This window comes from Acinetobacter sp. CAU_H_S170_2 (genome assembly GCF_058890445.1).
The window spans coordinates 1430521-1447520 of record NZ_JBZYAE010000001.1 but is presented as its reverse complement, the minus strand read 5'-3'; the positions used below and the strand labels follow the sequence as shown (position 1 = coordinate 1447520).

At 40.3% G+C, this 17000-nt stretch carries 19 protein-coding genes; 7 read left to right on the top strand and 12 right to left on the bottom strand.

The features are described 5' to 3' along the window. Window positions 1–89: 89 nt before the first annotated feature. Complete coding sequence (locus tag AC5EUN_RS07080; protein ID WP_010326800.1) at window positions 90–629, top strand: lecithin retinol acyltransferase family protein; 540 nt, start codon at window positions 90–92, stop codon at window positions 627–629. Here AC5EUN_RS07080 and AC5EUN_RS07075 read toward each other — a convergent pair. The 3 genes from AC5EUN_RS07075 to AC5EUN_RS07065 all read right to left on the bottom strand — a co-directional run bounded on the left by AC5EUN_RS07075 (window position 623) and on the right by AC5EUN_RS07065 (window position 3916). Then, entirely contained in the window at window positions 623–1084 is a 462-nt protein-coding gene (locus AC5EUN_RS07075) for an SRPBCC domain-containing protein (protein WP_010326801.1), read from the bottom strand. The genes AC5EUN_RS07080 and AC5EUN_RS07075 overlap by 7 nt on opposite strands. 119 nt (window positions 1085–1203) lie before the next feature. Then, a complete protein-coding gene (locus AC5EUN_RS07070; protein WP_010326802.1) occupies window positions 1204–2115 on the bottom strand; it encodes a bestrophin family protein in 912 nt (303 codons plus the stop codon). A gap of 82 nt (window positions 2116–2197) precedes the next feature. Next, entirely contained in the window at window positions 2198–3916 is a 1719-nt protein-coding gene (locus AC5EUN_RS07065) for a glutamine--tRNA ligase/YqeY domain fusion protein (RefSeq protein ID WP_010326803.1), read from the bottom strand. A gap of 235 nt (window positions 3917–4151) precedes the next feature. On the opposite strand from AC5EUN_RS07065, the gene AC5EUN_RS07060 reads away from it, so the two are divergent. Together AC5EUN_RS07060 and AC5EUN_RS07055 are read left to right on the top strand one after the other, a co-directional pair. Beyond that, window positions 4152–4661 (top strand): peptidylprolyl isomerase, encoded by a 510-nt coding sequence (locus AC5EUN_RS07060; RefSeq protein ID WP_004696971.1) that lies wholly within the window; start codon window positions 4152–4154, stop codon window positions 4659–4661. A 118-nt stretch (window positions 4662–4779) separates the two neighbouring features. Further along, on the top strand, window positions 4780–5499 hold the full coding sequence (locus AC5EUN_RS07055; protein WP_010326804.1) for a UDP-2,3-diacylglucosamine diphosphatase: 720 nt from the start codon (window positions 4780–4782) through the stop codon (window positions 5497–5499). Between the two features lie 61 nt (window positions 5500–5560). On the opposite strand, the gene AC5EUN_RS07050 is transcribed toward AC5EUN_RS07055, so the two are convergent. Next, on the bottom strand, window positions 5561–5788 hold the full coding sequence (locus AC5EUN_RS07050; RefSeq protein WP_010326805.1) for a hypothetical protein: 228 nt from the start codon (window positions 5786–5788) through the stop codon (window positions 5561–5563). A 252-nt stretch (window positions 5789–6040) separates the two neighbouring features. After that, a complete protein-coding gene (locus AC5EUN_RS07045) occupies window positions 6041–6274 on the bottom strand; it encodes a hypothetical protein (RefSeq protein ID WP_004696964.1) in 234 nt (77 codons plus the stop codon). A gap of 301 nt (window positions 6275–6575) precedes the next feature. On the opposite strand from AC5EUN_RS07045, the gene nfsB reads away from it, so the two are divergent. After that, window positions 6576–7229, top strand: a complete 654-nt coding sequence (gene nfsB / locus AC5EUN_RS07040; RefSeq protein WP_063454281.1) for an oxygen-insensitive NAD(P)H nitroreductase — start codon at window positions 6576–6578, stop codon at window positions 7227–7229. A 293-nt stretch (window positions 7230–7522) separates the two neighbouring features. Here nfsB and AC5EUN_RS07035 read toward each other — a convergent pair whose 3' ends face one another. The 4 genes from AC5EUN_RS07035 to AC5EUN_RS07020 all read right to left on the bottom strand — a co-directional run bounded on the left by AC5EUN_RS07035 (window position 7523) and on the right by AC5EUN_RS07020 (window position 11243). Beyond that, window positions 7523–8380, bottom strand: coding sequence for an EamA family transporter (locus tag AC5EUN_RS07035; protein WP_010326807.1), 858 nt, complete (start codon window positions 8378–8380; stop codon window positions 7523–7525). Window positions 8381–8469: 89 nt separating this feature from the next. Further along, window positions 8470–9507 carry a class II fructose-bisphosphate aldolase gene (fba, locus tag AC5EUN_RS07030; RefSeq protein WP_004984718.1) on the bottom strand — a complete coding sequence of 346 codons (1038 nt, stop codon included), beginning with the start codon at window positions 9505–9507 and terminating at the stop codon, window positions 8470–8472. 121 nt (window positions 9508–9628) lie between these two features. Continuing rightward, a complete protein-coding gene (locus AC5EUN_RS07025; RefSeq protein WP_004696954.1) occupies window positions 9629–9904 on the bottom strand; it encodes a hypothetical protein in 276 nt (91 codons plus the stop codon). Window positions 9905–10052: 148 nt separating this feature from the next. After that, window positions 10053–11243: a phosphoglycerate kinase gene (locus tag AC5EUN_RS07020; RefSeq protein ID WP_010326808.1), complete on the bottom strand. Its 1191-nt coding sequence runs from the start codon at window positions 11241–11243 to the stop codon at window positions 10053–10055. A 139-nt stretch (window positions 11244–11382) separates the two neighbouring features. Between AC5EUN_RS07020 and AC5EUN_RS07015 the strand changes: the two genes are divergently transcribed. After that, window positions 11383–11769, top strand: coding sequence for a DUF2237 family protein (locus tag AC5EUN_RS07015; RefSeq protein ID WP_004984725.1), 387 nt, complete (start codon window positions 11383–11385; stop codon window positions 11767–11769). Then, window positions 11766–12359: a Maf family protein gene (locus AC5EUN_RS07010; RefSeq protein WP_010326809.1), complete on the top strand. Its 594-nt coding sequence runs from the start codon at window positions 11766–11768 to the stop codon at window positions 12357–12359. Before AC5EUN_RS07015 ends, AC5EUN_RS07010 begins: the two co-directional genes overlap by 4 nt. Before the next feature lie 114 nt (window positions 12360–12473). Here the strand turns inward: AC5EUN_RS07010 and AC5EUN_RS07005 are convergent, their stop codons facing one another. Further along, entirely contained in the window at window positions 12474–12896 is a 423-nt protein-coding gene (locus tag AC5EUN_RS07005; RefSeq protein WP_010326810.1) for a hypothetical protein, read from the bottom strand. A 193-nt stretch (window positions 12897–13089) separates the two neighbouring features. Between AC5EUN_RS07005 and AC5EUN_RS07000 the strand changes: the two genes are divergently transcribed. After that, entirely contained in the window at window positions 13090–14256 is a 1167-nt protein-coding gene (locus AC5EUN_RS07000; RefSeq protein WP_010326811.1) for a ribosomal protein uL16 3-hydroxylase, read from the top strand. Window positions 14257–14282: 26 nt separating this feature from the next. Here AC5EUN_RS07000 and AC5EUN_RS06995 read toward each other — a convergent pair whose 3' ends face one another. Together AC5EUN_RS06995 and AC5EUN_RS06990 are read right to left on the bottom strand one after the other, a co-directional pair. Continuing rightward, a complete protein-coding gene (locus tag AC5EUN_RS06995) occupies window positions 14283–16181 on the bottom strand; it encodes a sensor histidine kinase (protein ID WP_010326812.1) in 1899 nt (632 codons plus the stop codon). Further along, complete coding sequence (locus tag AC5EUN_RS06990; RefSeq protein WP_004696942.1) at window positions 16178–16864, bottom strand: LuxR C-terminal-related transcriptional regulator; 687 nt, start codon at window positions 16862–16864, stop codon at window positions 16178–16180. Before AC5EUN_RS06990 ends, AC5EUN_RS06995 begins: the two co-directional genes overlap by 4 nt. Between the last annotated feature and the right edge of the window lie 136 nt (window positions 16865–17000).

Below are 17000 nucleotides of genomic sequence, written 5' to 3'. Positions count from 1 at the left end.
CTGAAAACCCACTAAACAGTCGCTAATTCCCAGCAGAAGCTTTAAAATACAGATAAAAGACAACTGTAATGAATTAGCACGTATTAGGCATGCAACAACAAAAAGTCCACTACCCCTTGGGGGCTCATCTTATAGTCAAACATTTTGGCTATACGCATCACGGCATATATGCGGGGCGTGGACGTGTGATCCATTATTCAGGTTTTGCACATCTTTTTAAAAAGCATCCGATTGAAATCACTTCCATCGAGAACTTTAGCCACGGACGTAAAATTACAGTCAATCAGTACCAAGACCCCAAATATAAAGGCCGTAAAGTGGTTCGCCGTATGCGCTCACGCATGCATGAAAACAACTACCATCTTATTATCAATAACTGTGAACACTTGTGCACGTGGGCCATTACAGGCGTTGAAAGTAGCCCACAAGTCATCAAGATGATGCACCGACTTACTACTATTGGCTATGTTAGCTCTATGATGAGTTTCATGAACAGCCTAATGTTAACGCTGACCACCACCTGTTTTGCCTTGGTGCTGTATATCAAAAAGAAATTACGTGATAAGGCCAAACAGCAGCTTGGGAACTATTTTGAGTTTAAAGAAGAGCGCTCTAAAAAAGATCACTGATGTGAACGCAGTTCAAAAGGTGGAAATTTATCTTCAACCAAGTTGAGCTGGATATCGTATTCAAGCCATGCCTTGGCACCATCTAGCACTGTAGTAAAGCCACCTGTTGCATCCATCACATAATGAATCAGCTCATTACCCTGTAACTCAATATCATAGTTTCGAATGATCACATAGGTATTCATGCTGTCGATTTTTTCAAATACAAAATCTACTTTAGTTTTAGGCGTGCCCCATTCGATGCAGATCAGCTCATTTTCAACGACTTGTAGGACATGAGTCGAGTGTGTAATTTGGTATTTATCCCATGTCCAATCGACCATTGCGCCTTTTTCTAAATAGCCCGAAGACTGACTAAACCAAAACTTGGTGGTTATGAGTGGATCAATAAAAGCATTAAACACAATATTGACAGAACGCCGAATCAACATCTGAGTTTCGATCACGGTAGTCATTGTTATATCCCTATCACTTTTAAACTTAGTGATAGCACATCTCAACAAACCAATCATATCGAAAATTTGTTATGGCTCAGGCAATCCACTCATTTTCTGTTATGGATTTGTTTACTGCTTTAACTTAAATTGGCTCTATGCGCACTTACTGGTTCTGGCAAGGATTCATTTAAAGAACTGAGCATTTCACGCTCTATGCCCCGCACAATAGCATCTAAAGGCAAGTCATTTTCCTGAAGCCCGAAAGGTTCTTCTAACTCTGCACTTAGCGCATCTAAACCCAATAAGAGATAGGCAATTAAGGCCACGATCACAGGTGACCAAAAACCAAGACTGGAACTTAAACTAAAAGGTAAAATGAGACAGAAAGAGTACACGGCACGGTGTAACAAAACCGAATAAGAAAATGGCAGAGGTGTAGATGAAATACGGTCACAACCAGCGTGAATATCCCCCATTGCCACCGTATGCTTGGTCAGCATACTGTAAATAATATCGCTAATCTCACCACGCTTATACAACGCCGCCAGATCTTTCTGCGTAAGCTCTAATAGATATTGCGGTGGATTAATATGCGTATCCAATATTTTCCACTGCTCTACCGTCAGTTGAACTTTGGCTTGATAGTGGTCATAGGTATGACTTTGCTGCCGTAAACGATCTCGAAGCAAATGGCTAAATAACATCACGCGATACATCAAAACTGTACGCTCTGCATCATTTAAGACATAACTATCACGGATCATATGCCGTGCGTTGGCAATCATTGCGCCCCATAGCTTACGTCCTTCCCACCAACGGTCATAACACGCTGTATTTCGAAAGCTTAAGAAAATCGAAAGAATGACGCCAAATACAGTAAAACCAATGACAGGCACTGCAGGAGCTGTCACGTAATGTTGAGTCGCTAGATAAACCAACAGAGTTGAAATTAAAACACCAACCATCAGCGCAGGAAACACTTTCGGTAAAATGGTGCCACGCCAAGCAAAGAGTAATGCAAAGCTATTGGTTTTATCTCGAACGATCACAGTGTATTCCTATTGGTTTCGCTACGAAAAGGCTCAACCGAGGTTGAGCCTTATATCTATATCCACATCAAGCAAACAGCGCTTATTTAGGCTTAAAACTGTCTTTTAAGTCTAAAATACGGTTAAACACAGGCTTCTCTGCTGTATGGTCGTATTGATCTGCAACAAAATAACCTTCACGTTCAAATTGGAAACGGTCTTCAGGCTGTGCTTGCGCCAATGCAGGCTCAATCACCGCGTGTACAATTTTCAACGAATCAGGGTTCAAGTTCGCTAAGAAATCATCTCCCACTTCAGGGTCCGACTCTGTAAACAGGCGATCATAAATACGGACTTCTGCAGGAATACCTTTGGTCGCAGATACCCAGTGAATCACCCCTTTAACTTTACGACCTTCTGGATTTTTGCCCAAAGTTTCAGGGTCGATTGAACATTTCAACTCAACAACTTCACCGTTTTCATCTTTAATTACTTCATCACACTTAATGACATAAGCATGACGCAAACGCACTTCACCACCAGGAATTAAACGTTTGAAGCCTTTTGGTGGCTCTTCTTCAAAGTCTTTACGGTCAATGTAAATTTCAGATGTTAACGGAATCACACGCTCACCCATATCTACATTTGGATGACGTGAATGGGTTAAATCCATATCATTAGGCAAGTTGGTGAGCGTAACTTTAAGTGGGTTCAACACCGCCATACCACGCGCCGCAACATTTTCTAGAGACTGACGGATGCAATATTCAAGCATTGCAACATCAACAATACCGTCTGACTTCGACACACCAACACGCTTACAGAAGTCGCGTAGGCCTTCTGGGGTAAAACCACGACGGCGCATACCTACAACAGTTGGCATACGCGGGTCATCCCACCCATTAACATAACCACCTTCAACCAATTTACGCAATTTACGCTTAGAGGTAATGGTGTAGTCGATATTTAAACGGCTAGATTCATACTGACGTGGTACTGCTTCCGAGTGTACTTTCTCAACCACCCAGTCATAAAACGGACGGTGATCTTGGAATTCCAAAGTACATAATGAGTGAGTAATGCCTTCGATTGCATCGGATAATGGATGCGCATAGTCGTACATTGGGTACATTTTCCATTTATCACCTGTTTGGTGATGCTCTGAATGGAGTACACGGTACAAAATAGGATCACGCATATGCACATTTGGAGATGCCATATCAATTTTGGCACGCAGAACAGCTTCGCCTTCTGCAAACTCGCCATTGTTCATTTTTTCAAAACGCGCAAGGTTTTCTTTAACTGAAGTATCACGGTAAGGCGAGTTTTTACCCGGCTCAATAAAGTTACCACGGTTCAAACGAATTTCTTCAGGTGACTGCAAATCAACATAAGCATCACCCTGTTTAATCAGTTGAACCGCCCATGCATGGAGTTGATCGAAATAGCTTGACGCATAGCGTGGTTCGCCATTCCACTCAAAACCTAACCATTTAACGTCATTGACGATCCCATCTACATATTCTTGTTCTTCTGCATCTGGGTTAGTGTCATCAAAACGTAGGTTGCAAAAACCATCAAACTCGTTGGCAATACCAAAGTTCAAGCAAATTGCTTTCACGTGACCAATGTGTAAATAACCATTCGGCTCTGGCGGGAAACGCGTGACTACTTTTTGCGTACGACCTTCAGCCAAATCTTCGGTAATCACTTGGCGAACAAAATCTAAGCCTGGCTGTTGTTCTTGCTGCGCTGCGACAGAGGCATTGTTACTTGGTGTCGGGTTATTTGGCAGTGTTGAAACAACATCATTCGGCTTCATAGTTTAAAAATCACTTTGATGAAAAAAATTAAGGAAAAATAGGGTCCTGCTATACGAGCATAATTCTAACTGATCTATCAGTCGATTTATGAATATTTTACAGCCCCTTAAACGATATTTGATCTATTTTACAAAGAAAATAACGTTTTTACTTGCCTTGTAGTTTACAGTTTGCTTATGCTTCTCACAACCAAAAAACCCATGGCTTTGATGTCCATGATTAGGAGATTACACAATGAGTTTTCCTCAAGTCGAATTAAACACCAATAAAGGTCGTATTGTTCTTGAACTTAACAACGAAAAAGCACCAATCACTGTTGCTAACTTCTTAGAATACGTACGTGACGGTTTCTATGACGGCGTAATTTTCCACCGCGTGATCGATGGTTTCATGATCCAAGGTGGTGGTATGGATGAAAACTTCAAAGAAAAAGCAACACGTGATGCAATTGAAAACGAAGCTGATAACGGCTTAACCAATGACCTTGGTACAATTGCAATGGCGCGTACACAAGCACCTCACTCTGCATCTGCTCAGTTCTTTATTAACGTGGGTAATAACTCTTTCCTTAACCACTCTGGCAAAAATGCACAAGGTTGGGGTTATGCAGTTTTCGGTAAAGTAACTGAAGGCCTAGACGTAGTAAACGAAATTAAAGGTGTTCGTACTGGTAACCGTGGCTACCACGCTGACGTTCCGCTTGAGAACGTTGTGATTGAATCTGCTAAGATCATTTCTGAGTAATTTTTAAATCCTCCCCAGCCCTCCTTTGATAAAGGAGGGAGCTAGACTCTCATTCGAACATGAGATTATCCTCCCTTATTAAAGAGAGGTCGGGAGGGGTTTTTAAAAGGAAACTTCCGTGACCTATTTGTTTATCGCTGATTTACACTTGTCACCAGATCACCCTCGACTCGTTCGGGGGTTTTTAGATTTATTAGAGGCTTATAAAAACAAGAACACTCAGCTGTATATTTTAGGCGACTGGTTCAATGCATGGATTGGCGACGACTACACAGCCCCTTGGCTAGATGAAATCATTCGCGCCTTAAAACAATTTTCAAATGCAGGCAATCACATCTATTTCTTAACAGGTAACCGTGATTTTGCCCTAGGACAACAGTTCCTCGACCAATTTAATGGTCAACTGTTAGCCGAAGTATGCACACTCGAACTTTCAGATTACACCATTCGTATTGAACATGGTGATTTGCTCTGCACGGATGACGTATCCTATCAGCGCTTTCGTAAAATTATCCGTAATCCACTTCTGTTGAAGTTTTTAAAAAGTACACCGCTTGGCTTTAGACAAAAACTGGCCAATGGATTCCGTAAAAAAAGCCGTCAAGCGCAACAGTTTAAAAGCTATGAAGTTATGGATGTTAACCCAAGCGCAGTTCAGGTCGCATTAAGCAATGTGGATTTACTGATTCACGGACACACCCACCGCGCCAATATTCATGATGTCGATGGAAAAAAGAGAATTGTACTTGGTGACTGGAAAGAAGATTCCGCTCAGATTTTAGAAATTAATGCGAATAATCATCTACAAAATTTGGCATTAAAAAAATGGCAGTATTAATGCCATTTTTTTACTATACCAATCAATATTATACATAATGCTAACTCAAGTACTTATCGCCTTAGTTCAACTCATTTAGACGATACAATTGATTAACACCAGTATAAAAGCTCAAACCATCTAAGTTCATTGGAAGAGTTTCGCCAGATTCAAGTTGAATCATATGCCCCACTTCAACCCAGATTAAACCCTGATTTGTATTCTGTTGACGTTTAAGTGGCACCAATTTTACATTGATTTCACTACCATTTACGGCTGTAGCAACACGCCATGTATTTAAAGTTGTCAAAATTTTAACTCACTAAGTGAGCTTTTTGTGATGGAACAAAGAGATTAATAAAACGGGTTTTGAATAATAATTCTGTAGTTACAATGATGATATTCAAGTCAAATGCCTGAACTCAGATAGATCACAATCAGCTATATCATAGAAAAGTAGGAACAATACCTACTCGTAGTCTTCATTATACTAGGTTGTCAAGATTTAAGCAAAAGTAGCTCACTTTGGGTAAATACTAGCATAAACCAGAAAATGATTTGTTTAAGGCACATCGGTATTTTGATCTTTTAAATTTTTAATTTCACGAGCCAACTTATAATTCCAAACCATGACAGCCACAGCAATCACTAGAAACTTAAAATTCCATTCACTATATTTTTGATATTCTGACACAATAATTAAAATACTCAAACCAAAAATCAACACCGTAAAAACTTTCGTTAAAGACTGTTGTCGGATTTTAGCTTTGATATTTTTAGGTTCTAGATCAAACATTTATACAGTATGTTCATTATTTTAAAGAAGTAATTCAACCACTTTATAGATTTGATTGCAACGCAATTACTATCTCAATGTCACATAAAAACAAAACGAGTAACTTACACCCAGCTTTGATTACATACTAACTGCCTCTCCCCCATAGAAATTGAGTAACACACTCGTTATTCAATAATGATAACGAACTAAGTCTGTATGCCTTTTTCAACTAAAATCTAAGTCTGTTCGAGTTGTAGCGTGATCACAAGTCTCCTTTCATCGGTTAGAATCAGACATCAACAATAAATCGAGTGCGATTATGGATCTGCTAAATATTTCAAAAAGTCGTTATACCACCAAAGCTTATGACCCAAATAGAAAGATCCCTCATGAACAGTTTGCTCGATTATTAGAAATTCTCCGCTTGACGCCATCGTCTATCAACATCCAACCTTGGCATTTTTTCATTGCAGAAAACACAAACGCCAAAGAACGAATTGCAAAAGCACTGGTGGGTAAATACGCATACAATGCTCCCAAAGTACTAGATTCATCACATACAATTTTATTTTGTACCAAAGCCGATATTTCTGAGCAACATTTGGAAAATTTATTGCATCAAGATGACCTACATGGTCGTTTTAAAGATGATGCCGCTAAGCAAGGCCAAAAAGACAGTCGTTCAGGTTATGTCAACTATTACCGCAATGAAAAAGGTGATGTGCAGCGTTGGGCCGAAAACCAAACCTTTATTGCTTTAGGTCAAATTCTATTGGCTGCAGGTATTGAAAAAATTGATGCGACGCCAATTGGTGGTTTTAATGAATCCATTATTAGTGAAGAGCTAGGTTTAGCCGAACAAGGTCTAATCCCTTCTGTATTGCTCACACTAGGCTATCGTAGTGATGCTGACTTCAATGCAAAATTGCCAAAGTCTCGCTTAAGCAAAGAAGATATTTTCACGCAGCTGTAATGCTATTTGTTTATAAAAGGGACTTCAGTCCCTTTTATATTTTGGGCCTGAAAATTGCTTCATCATGTTCAATGCCAAAACAAAAAAAGTGAGGTTGCTGATGTCTGTTAAGCCCAATATACCGATGAAATTTGAATGTGCACATTGCAATAAAATCTATTTAGGTCAGTATCAACATATCATGCGCCCTCACTATCCCGATTGCCCCAATTGTGAGCAACCAGGGCTGTTATTGGGAATTGCAGTGATTGAGGATCTACTCAAACACCCTTTTTCCTTTGTGCAGATCTATTTTAAACAGACATTGCATAAGCTAAACAAGCCACGCTTGTGATACCCAACACCAATCCGATTGCTGTTGCGAGTTTGAGCTTCTCTTTAAAGAACAGTAGTCCGCTGAATACGCCTAACAGCACCACCATAATATTCATGCCTGCAAAGACCACCGCTGGGCTGTCCTTGAGTAACAGATGAGCTTTGACATAAAGTGCGATATTGGCAAAGTTCAACACGCCAAGACATAAACCTGCCAAGACGTTCTTGGTTAAGCCGATATTTTTCGTGGTCACAGCAACATAACCGACTGACAATAAAAACGCGCAAATAAACATCAGGTTTAACGCAACGGAAAACTGCACACCCAGCCCTGTTGTATATTTGAGTAAGACATCAATCAGCGCATAACCAAACCAGACTAGTGCTAAATACCACACAGCCTGTTTTTGACCTTCTCCACCACCAGAGGCATTGGTAAATAAAATGCACATCACGGCGGCAAGCCCCAAGACTACCCCGATAATTTTGAGCTGATTAAACTGTTCTTGAAAAATAAAATAAGCCGCCAATAAAGATAAAATCACCGACAAACGCTGTGCGATTTCTGTTTTGACAATGCCTGCATATTGCAAAGACTTGGCTAAAAATAAAAATACACTCGGTAACAAGACACCAAGTGCTATAATCAGCCACCACGGAGTATTTGAAACAGAAACGTGGCTTAGGTCAGGTTTAAACCAGACGTAACACAGTAAACTGGCTGAAGCATAGTTCCAGCTGATCATCTGGATCGGATCAAATCCTTTGTTTTTGCCCCATTTTAAAAGAATGGAGACCACCACACTACAACAGGCCGCAGCAAATATCAGTTCCATAGCACACTCTTATTATTGTCACTTGGATTACACACATAGAAAAGCCCACATCAGGGTGGGCTTTTCCAATATAAATCATTCAAAAAGAATTATTTATAACGATCAACCATTTTCTCTAAAGAAATTGGACGAATCTTGTCGGCGTTGCCCGCAGTACCAAAAGCTTCATAACGATCAACACAGATCTGTTTCATTGCATCAACAGTTTTTGCAAAGAATTTACGCGGATCAAATTCGCTTGGTTGTTCAGCCATCATACGGCGCATTGCACCTGTAGATGCTAAACGTAAATCGGTATCGATGTTGATTTTACGTACACCGTGCTTGATTGCTTCAACCAATTGCTCAACAGGAACACCATAAGTTTCTTTGATGTCGCCGCCGTACTGGTTAATGATCGCTAACCATTCTTGCGGAACAGAGCTTGAACCGTGCATCACAAGGTGGGTATTTGGCAGCGCCGCATGAATTTCTTTAATACGGTCAATCGCCAAAATATCGCCTGTAGGTGGACGAGTGAACTTATATGCACCGTGAGAAGTACCCACCGCAATTGCAAGTGCATCTACATTGGTATCTGCAACAAACTGACGTGCTTCTTCAACTGAAGTTAAAAGTTGAGAATGATCAAGAACACCTTCAGCGCCTACGCCATCTTCTTCACCCGCCATACCAGTTTCAAGGCTACCTAAACAACCGATTTCACCTTCAACTGAAACACCACATGCATGCGCCATTTGTACTGTACGACGTGTTACATCAACGTTGTATTCATACGTTGTTGGTGTTTTACCGTCTGCACCCAATGAACCATCCATCATTACAGATGAAAAACCCAATTGAATTGAACGCTGGCAAACGTCTGGATCTGTACCATGGTCTTGATGCATTACCACTGGAATGTGTGGCCATTCTTCAATTGCAGCCAAAATAAGATGACGTAAGAATGGAGCGCCTGCATATTTACGCGCACCCGCTGATGCTTGTACGATAACAGGTGAATTTGTCGCATCTGCTGCAAGCATGATTGCGCGCATTTGTTCTAAGTTGTTTACGTTGAATGCTGGTACGCCGTAAGCATGTTCGCCGGCGTGATCCAAGAGCTGGCGCAATGAAATAAGAGCCATAATGTCCTCCCAGTTGATGCGACATATTCTACATGCTCAAAGGTTTCAATTCAGCAACAAATAACACTATTTAAAAAAAATCCCCGCAATTGCAGGGACTTTTTACGAAATTCGCGTGTATTTAGTGTGCTGTAGCAGCCGAAGCCTCTACCGCAGGATCGGCAGTTGCAGCATCTGCAGGTGCATTTGCAACTTCAGCAGGAATGTCTTTGTTCTTTTCATCCAATTCTGGCTGATCAATCGCATCAATTGCCGCTTGTTGTTCAGCCGTTACAGCTTCTTCAACTGCTGCTGTTTCAGATGCCGCAGCGGTTTGCTCTGGTGCTTCATTTTTCTTACAAGCAGTCAGTGCCAATGGTGCTAACAAAAGTGCAGCAAGGGTCATTTTTAAATTCATAATGTTTTCCTAGAACAGATGATTTAATGCCCTGTAGTTTATTTCAGCATTATTTCATTTTCATGACTGAATGATGAATAGATTTGTTAAGCTCATAAAAAAGGTTGACCGAAGTCAACCTTTTTACAACAGCACTAGCACACAATAATTATTGTGCACGCTCTATCAGCGCTGCAACTGCTGGAAGTGTTTTACCTTCAACAAACTCAAGGAAAGCACCACCACCAGTTGAGATATAACCAATTTTGTCTGCAACTTCGTATTTATCAATAGCAGCTAAAGTGTCACCACCACCTGCAATAGAGAAGCCAGCAGATTCAGCAATCGCTAAAGATAAAGTTTTTGTGCCTTCGCCGAATTGATCAACCTCAAATACGCCCACTGGGCCATTCCAAAGAATCGTTTTTGACGTTTTTAAAATGTCTGCAAATGCTTTTGCTGTTTCTGGACCTACATCCAAAATCATGTCATTGTCAGTCACATCTTCAACTTTTTTCACGACTGCTTTAGCAGCAGCCAATGAACCCAAGAAGTCTGCAAAATCGATTTCAGAAGCATCTGCCACGACAACATCTGTTGGAAGAGGTACAGAAACTTTTGCAGCAATCGCTTTTGCTGTATCGATCAAATCATTTTCACACAATGATTTACCGACATTGAAGCCTGCTGCTGCCAAGAAGGTATTGGCAATACCACCACCCACGATCAATTGATCACAAATGTCAGAAAGTGATGTCAACACATCTAACTTAGTCGATACTTTAGAACCCGCAACAATAGCAACCATTGGTTTTTCAGGTGTTTGTAATGCACGACCAAGTGCATCTAACTCAGCTGCCAATAAAGGACCAGCCGCTGCAACTTTCGCTAAACGTGCCACACCTTCAGTTGATGCTTCTGCACGGTGCGCTGTACCGAATGCATCCATCACAAATACATCGCAAAGTGCTGCATATTTTGCAGCAAGTTCTGGGTTGTTTTTCTTTTCACCCACGTTAAAACGGCAGTTTTCAAGGAGTACCACTTGACCTGCTGTAACTTCAACACCATCGAGATAGTCCGTCACTAATTGAACGTCTTGACCCAATGCTTCAGTCAAATACGCAGCAACAGGTGCTAATGATTGTTCTGGTTTTGGCTCACCTTCAACTGGACGACCAAGGTGAGAATAAACCATTAGGGCTGCGCCTTGTGCTAACGCTGCTTTAATTGTTGGTAAAGCGGCGCGTAAACGTGCATCGCTTGTAATCACACCATTTTTAACAGGAACGTTTAAATCTTCGCGAATAAGAACACGTTTACCCGTTAAATCGAGGTCAGTCATACGCTGAAAATTCATGTAGAGCTCTCTTTCTATATATAAAAATCGCATCGATTTTAAATGATTATGCAGAAAAAGGTTAGCTTCTTTTGCAGAAAAGCAAACGAAAGGCAAAGTTTTGCTATCATAGTGAAAAGTCTCACTAGATTTAGCATTTATGTCTATTCATCCTGATCCAAATCTAAACCGTTTAAACGTTTTGGGTGAACCTTTAGCCAGCTGTTGTTATTCCCCGATCACTGGATATTTCCGTAATGGTTTTTGTCATACAGCACCTTCTGATTTGGGACAACACACGATCTGTGTCGAAATGACCTCTGAGTTTTTAAATTTTTCGCAGCGTGTAGGTAATGATCTCATTACCCCTGTGCCTGAAGTTGACTTTCCAGGTCTACAACCTGGTGATTTTTGGTGTATCTGTGTGACCCGTTGGGTAGAAGCTTATCAGGCCGGTTTTGCGCCTCCTGTTAAAGTTCAAGCTTGCCATCAAGCTGTACTGTCCTATGTCCCGCTGAATGTGCTTATGGAATATGCAGTCGAATGAATACTTCAGAAATTATCTTGGCATCAAGCAGTCAAACTCGTAAAGACCTCATGAACCGTTTACGTCTAGACTACCGCTGCGTTGTCCCTGATATAAACGAATCGCCTCGTGGTGAAAGCCATGCCGATGATTTAGCCAAGCGACTTGCTTTTGAAAAAGCGCATGTCATTGCGTCACAAAATCCTGAAGCAATCGTGATTGGTTCAGATCAAGTGGCATGGCGTGAAGGTGCACCCGATATTTTTATTGGTAAGCCTTTGAGTACTGAAAAAGCCATTAAACAGCTACAGGCCAATTCGGACAAAATTGTCTACTTCAGTACCGCACTCAGCGTGCAGCAACACTCAACAGGTTTTGAGCGTAGTCTGGTTGAACATTATAAAGTTAAGTTCCGTAAATTGGGACTACCTGAAATTCAGCGTTATGTTGACGTTGAACAGCCACTGATGTGTGCAGGAAGCTTCAAGTGTGAAAGCCTTGGTATCAGCTTATTTGAACAAATGATAGGACAAGATCAAACCACGTTGATGGGTATGCCTATGATTCAGTTGTGTCATATTCTGCGTGAATTAAAAGTGCTTGTGCCATAATTATTAGAAGTATTTTTAGTTAATTCCCAATAAATTGAACAGCAGCAGGTGTTGCTGTTCGTTTATGAGCATTAAATTTAACAACAGCATAAATATTAATATATGACCAATCGCTCAAAGATTTTTAGACGAATTTACTGAGAGATAAGCTTGAATGAGTCGTTTAAAATACATTCGAATTAATAGACTACGGTACAGCGTAATCAGCATAAAAAGAATAAGAAAGGAAAATAGACCAATATTATTAGGGTCAAAGCTACTCACACTTTCCCTCTGTCTAAAGAGATATTTGACAAATAACAATGCCAATACCAAATAGCCATACCACATTTTATTATATAGCGGATGATCTTCAGCGAGACTTTTGGCTTGTCTAAAAAGTAAGATATGCTGATATTGCGGCACCTTAGCCAAATCTTTTGTTTTGTATATCCTATCGATTGAGGATGATTTTTTCGCTAATTTGGACTGACTTTTCTCTCTTTCTTTTTGCAATATCTCATTCGCCATTTTCTCGGCATCTTCTTTACTTAACATTATTTTTCTTCACTATATTTTAGACCAATTATGCTGTAAAAATTTTGATGCCTGCAATCATAACGACTCAGACAAACTCAATTTATTTAAATCAACCAAGCGCATTTAAATAAATCTAACGATACTTGCACATAGGCCTTCGATCATAAGACAATAGTCACAATATTGTTTTAAATTTGCTTAGGCTATTTTCATGTCCCAATCTCTTGATGTTCTTGGCGGTATTACAGCTGAACAATTCCTTGCCGAATATTGGCAAAAAAAGCCATTACTGGTCCGTAACGCGCTGCCTGAAATTATCAATATTTTAGAACCTAGCGATATTATGGAACTGGCTTTAGATGAAAATGTCACAGCTCGTCTCATCAAACAAAAAGACCGTGACCCAAATCAGTGGTCGGTAAAGTCTTCACCGCTGTTAAAAGCTGATTTCCAAAAGATGCCAAAACTCTGGACTTTATTGGTTCAAGCCGTAGATCACTACTCTTTTGACTTAGCAGCACTGTGGAAAAAATTTCCTTTTATTCCGCAGTGGCGCCGTGATGACATCATGGTGTCTTATGCGCCTAAAGGTGGCTCTGTCGGAAAGCATTTTGACTTTTACGATGTCTTTTTAGTTCAAGGTTATGGACACCGTCGTTGGCAATTGGGTCAAATGTGCGATGCTGAATCTGAGATTGTTGCAGGCCAACCTTTAAAATTACTACCTGAAATTGACGTACATTTTGACGAAGTATTAGCACCAGGTGATCTACTTTATGTACCACCAAGTTTATCACATTTTGGTGTAGCCGAAGATGACTGCCTGACTTTCTCTTTTGGCTTCCGTATGCCAAACGTCACCGACATGGTAGACCGTGTAGGCGACAAACTGTCTGATAACGCTCTGCTACGTAATCCTTTACTCGATATTGTTCGTGACCAACAAAGTCCGATCGGTCAATTAACACAAAACGAATTGGATTATTTAAAGGCAGAAATTTTGGCTCAGCTGCAAAACTCAACTTTACTTGAAGATGCTATTATGACCTTGATGTCAGAGCCGAAATACCCTGAAAATATTCCTGAAGCTGAAGAAATTGGCACAGGAGATTTAGAAGGTATTTTAGACCAAGGCTATCAGCTGATCTTAGAACCTGCTTCTCGCCTACTTTATACTCACGATGAAGATGAATTCTTATTTTGGGCCAACGGTGAAGGGCTATGCATTTCGGAGCAATTTGCACCATTACTCAAGAATTTAGCAGATGGTGAAGCACTGTTACTTGATGAAAGCTTATATGATGCCGATATTCTAGAAGACATTGCAATGCTGATGAACGAATCCGTCTTAATGCTACTCCCACCTGACGAAGCTTAAGCAAACCAAGTGCTGAGGAATCTAATCTACTCAGCACTTTCTCCCTCACCAAACCTTAAACTGGCAATAATTTTGGTACAGCCTTTTTCTGATTCGATATTGAGCTCAGCACCAATTTTTTCTAAACGCATTTTCATACTGCGCATACCAATGCCCATCCCGTGGTTAAGCACACACTCCACATTAAAACCTACGCCATCATCCTGAATAATCATGACCAAGTGAGTTGTACTTGGATAATACATTTTTACATCAATATGCCGTGCTTGGCTGTGCTTCATAATATTGGTCAAACTTTCTTCAAGCACACGAATTAAAGTCAAACATTGTAGTGCTGTCGGTTGTATTTCCCATGCCTCTGGAATGCTCCAAGTCGCCTCAATGTCCAACTCATCCATGATCTGACTAAACCGATGCCGAACAGGAGCAATCCATAACACAGGATTATCTGGCGTTTTGTTATTGGTTAAAGACCCGCTGTCAATAATTTGTCTTAAATCATCTCGAAGCAATTTGAGGATGGATAAAAATTGTTGATTCGACATGGTGCTGGAGCTCTGATCCACCAAAATCATGGAACGAACCAAAGATGCACCCAAACCATCGTGCAAATCATGTGCTAAATGAATACGCTCTTGTAAGCGGACATTTTCAAGCTCTAATTGGTGTCGAGCATATAAACTAGAGGACAGGTTACTGGTCACAAAGCTCACTCGTTGCTCAAGTTCACTATTAAATCTTTGTATTTTTTTGATATTTTTATCTAACCGTGTTGCGAGAATAATCACAATAAAAAAAGTGATCACCGGTGAGGTATACGGCGACAAAGGCTGATGGTCATTAATATGCCCATCAAAAAGTAGTGAAATATCGTAAAGCATAACTATAAGAATCACGCTTAAACAAACAGCCAATAAAATATAATCAGGGCGCTTCGTTTTATAAGCACGATAAATCACAAAAAAGAATGATACGATAAAGAGCACAATGCACAATAAGAAAATCACCGCAGTTACGATATTAACCATCAAGCTCGGGATAAATAAGATGGTAACAATACACACCGCAGCAACTAAAAATAAGGTTTTTTCTAACTCAGCAAACTTTGTTCTTACAAAACGCAGCAGGTAAATGCAAAAGCAAACATTGTATAAAACAAAAAAAGTCAGGTTAGTTTTCATGACCCACAGGGAGTTTGGATAAGGAAACACTTCTCGGTTGATGACATTCCAAATAAACAAGACCCAAAACAAACAGCTAACAGAAAACCACAGAAATGTCGTTTCATTGCGTCTAAAAAACCAAATGACAAAGCACACCAAACCTAAGGTGGTGGAAATGACTAAATTGACTTGAAACAGTGCTCTCTTGTTCCAAATTCTTTTTTGTTGTTTATCATATGCTGTTGTGATATCAGAAAATTCTAGTTTGCCTAAACCCGGACTTTCATAACTATTACCAACCACATACACCCAAATGTCATTGTTTTTTTGTTTTAAGCTTTCGACAGGAAGGATCCAAAAACGCGGAGTATTCCAGCTTTTTGATAGGGGTTCAACTAAATGCTTATCTTTCCAAAGCAGGTTTCGATTAAAAAAAACAGCGCCTGCACTACTCATGCCTTCCACAGAAAATGCTAAAGGCTGCTTCAGTTCATTACTGTCGTTACAACTCCAATGCCAATTAAAATGGTACCAAACGCCGCCATCGTAATGTGGCCAGCGTTCTGTCCACACGTCAGGGTTTTTGACCTCTACCCATCCCGTCTTCGGAACAACATCGATAGAACTTGTTTTCACCGCAGAAATTTTATCGACATTCACTTTACAAGTTGGACTAACAGCAAAGTTGGTTTGTGCGGAACTGGCAAAACTAAGCACACACAAACACAGTGTGACAAAAATGCTCAGCCAGCCATTTCTCATAAAATACCTAAAGAACGCGCAGTGCTGACTGCTTTGGTTCTTTTTGAAACAGAAAGCTTGCGGTAAATATGCTTAATATGGCTTTCAACGGTATAGCGCGAAACAAATAATTGCTCAGCAATTTCGCGGTTACTCAGGCCTTGTGCCACCAAATTGAGAATTTCAGTTTCTCGATTGGTCAGTTGATCATAGTCCTGACCATCCAACTGCTCTACACGCTCAGTTTGGGGGGTATTTGAGGTTGAGATTTGATTTAAAATTTCGCGAGCAATAAAGGGATCAATTGGCGCTCCGCCGCGCAAAATACTCCGTATGGACATCAGCACTTCGGCATCATCACGTTCTTTCAATACATAGCCATTTGCTCCTGCCTTAATTGAGGCAAATAAACTTTGCTGTGTACTCCATGCAGAAATCACCAAAATTAAGGCGCTTTCGTCTATCTCTCTAAGTTTTTCAATTAAGGTGATGCCATTTCCATCAGGCAACCCTAAATCAACTAAAGCTAAAGAAATCGGTTGTGATGCAATAATTTGCATGGCTTCAGCTAAATTTTTAGCAAAAATCAGCATATCTTGACTATAGCCCAGTTCCGACAGGATCAGATCTAGGCGCGAGCGAATCATGGCTTCATCTTCCACGATTAAAACAGGTGCAGGCAAAACAGTTTCCTTATTTTTCACTGAAGCTTCCCCTCTTTCTTATCATTCTTCAACCACACTATACCGATGCAAACTTGGCCTAACCTATCCCTAGAAGTAAGTAATTTATAATTTTTTCTTTTGAACAATAAGCGCTTATTCATATTCATTTTATATA

Bases quoted from the DNA above. Each gene is read 5' to 3' on its own strand.
- AC5EUN_RS07080 (WP_010326800.1), top strand. From the start codon at position 90: ATGCAACAACAAAAAGTCCACTACCCCTTGGGGGCTCATCTTATAGTC.
- AC5EUN_RS07075 (WP_010326801.1), bottom strand. From the start codon at position 1,084: ATGACTACCGTGATCGAAACTCAGATGTTGATTCGGCGTTCTGTCAAT.
- AC5EUN_RS07065 (WP_010326803.1), bottom strand. From the start codon at position 3,916: ATGAAGCCGAATGATGTTGTTTCAACACTGCCAAATAACCCGACACCA.
- AC5EUN_RS07060 (WP_004696971.1), top strand. From the start codon at position 4,152: ATGAGTTTTCCTCAAGTCGAATTAAACACCAATAAAGGTCGTATTGTT.
- AC5EUN_RS07045 (WP_004696964.1), bottom strand. From the start codon at position 6,274: ATGTTTGATCTAGAACCTAAAAATATCAAAGCTAAAATCCGACAACAG.
- nfsB (WP_063454281.1), top strand. From the start codon at position 6,576: ATGGATCTGCTAAATATTTCAAAAAGTCGTTATACCACCAAAGCTTAT.
- AC5EUN_RS07035 (WP_010326807.1), bottom strand. From the start codon at position 8,380: ATGGAACTGATATTTGCTGCGGCCTGTTGTAGTGTGGTGGTCTCCATT.
- fba (WP_004984718.1), bottom strand. From the start codon at position 9,507: ATGGCTCTTATTTCATTGCGCCAGCTCTTGGATCACGCCGGCGAACAT.
- AC5EUN_RS07025 (WP_004696954.1), bottom strand. From the start codon at position 9,904: ATGAATTTAAAAATGACCCTTGCTGCACTTTTGTTAGCACCATTGGCA.
- AC5EUN_RS07020 (WP_010326808.1), bottom strand. From the start codon at position 11,243: ATGAATTTTCAGCGTATGACTGACCTCGATTTAACGGGTAAACGTGTT.
- AC5EUN_RS07015 (WP_004984725.1), top strand. From the start codon at position 11,383: ATGTCTATTCATCCTGATCCAAATCTAAACCGTTTAAACGTTTTGGGT.
- AC5EUN_RS07010 (WP_010326809.1), top strand. From the start codon at position 11,766: ATGAATACTTCAGAAATTATCTTGGCATCAAGCAGTCAAACTCGTAAA.
- AC5EUN_RS07005 (WP_010326810.1), bottom strand. From the start codon at position 12,896: ATGTTAAGTAAAGAAGATGCCGAGAAAATGGCGAATGAGATATTGCAA.
- AC5EUN_RS07000 (WP_010326811.1), top strand. From the start codon at position 13,090: ATGTCCCAATCTCTTGATGTTCTTGGCGGTATTACAGCTGAACAATTC.
- AC5EUN_RS06995 (WP_010326812.1), bottom strand. From the start codon at position 16,181: ATGAGAAATGGCTGGCTGAGCATTTTTGTCACACTGTGTTTGTGTGTG.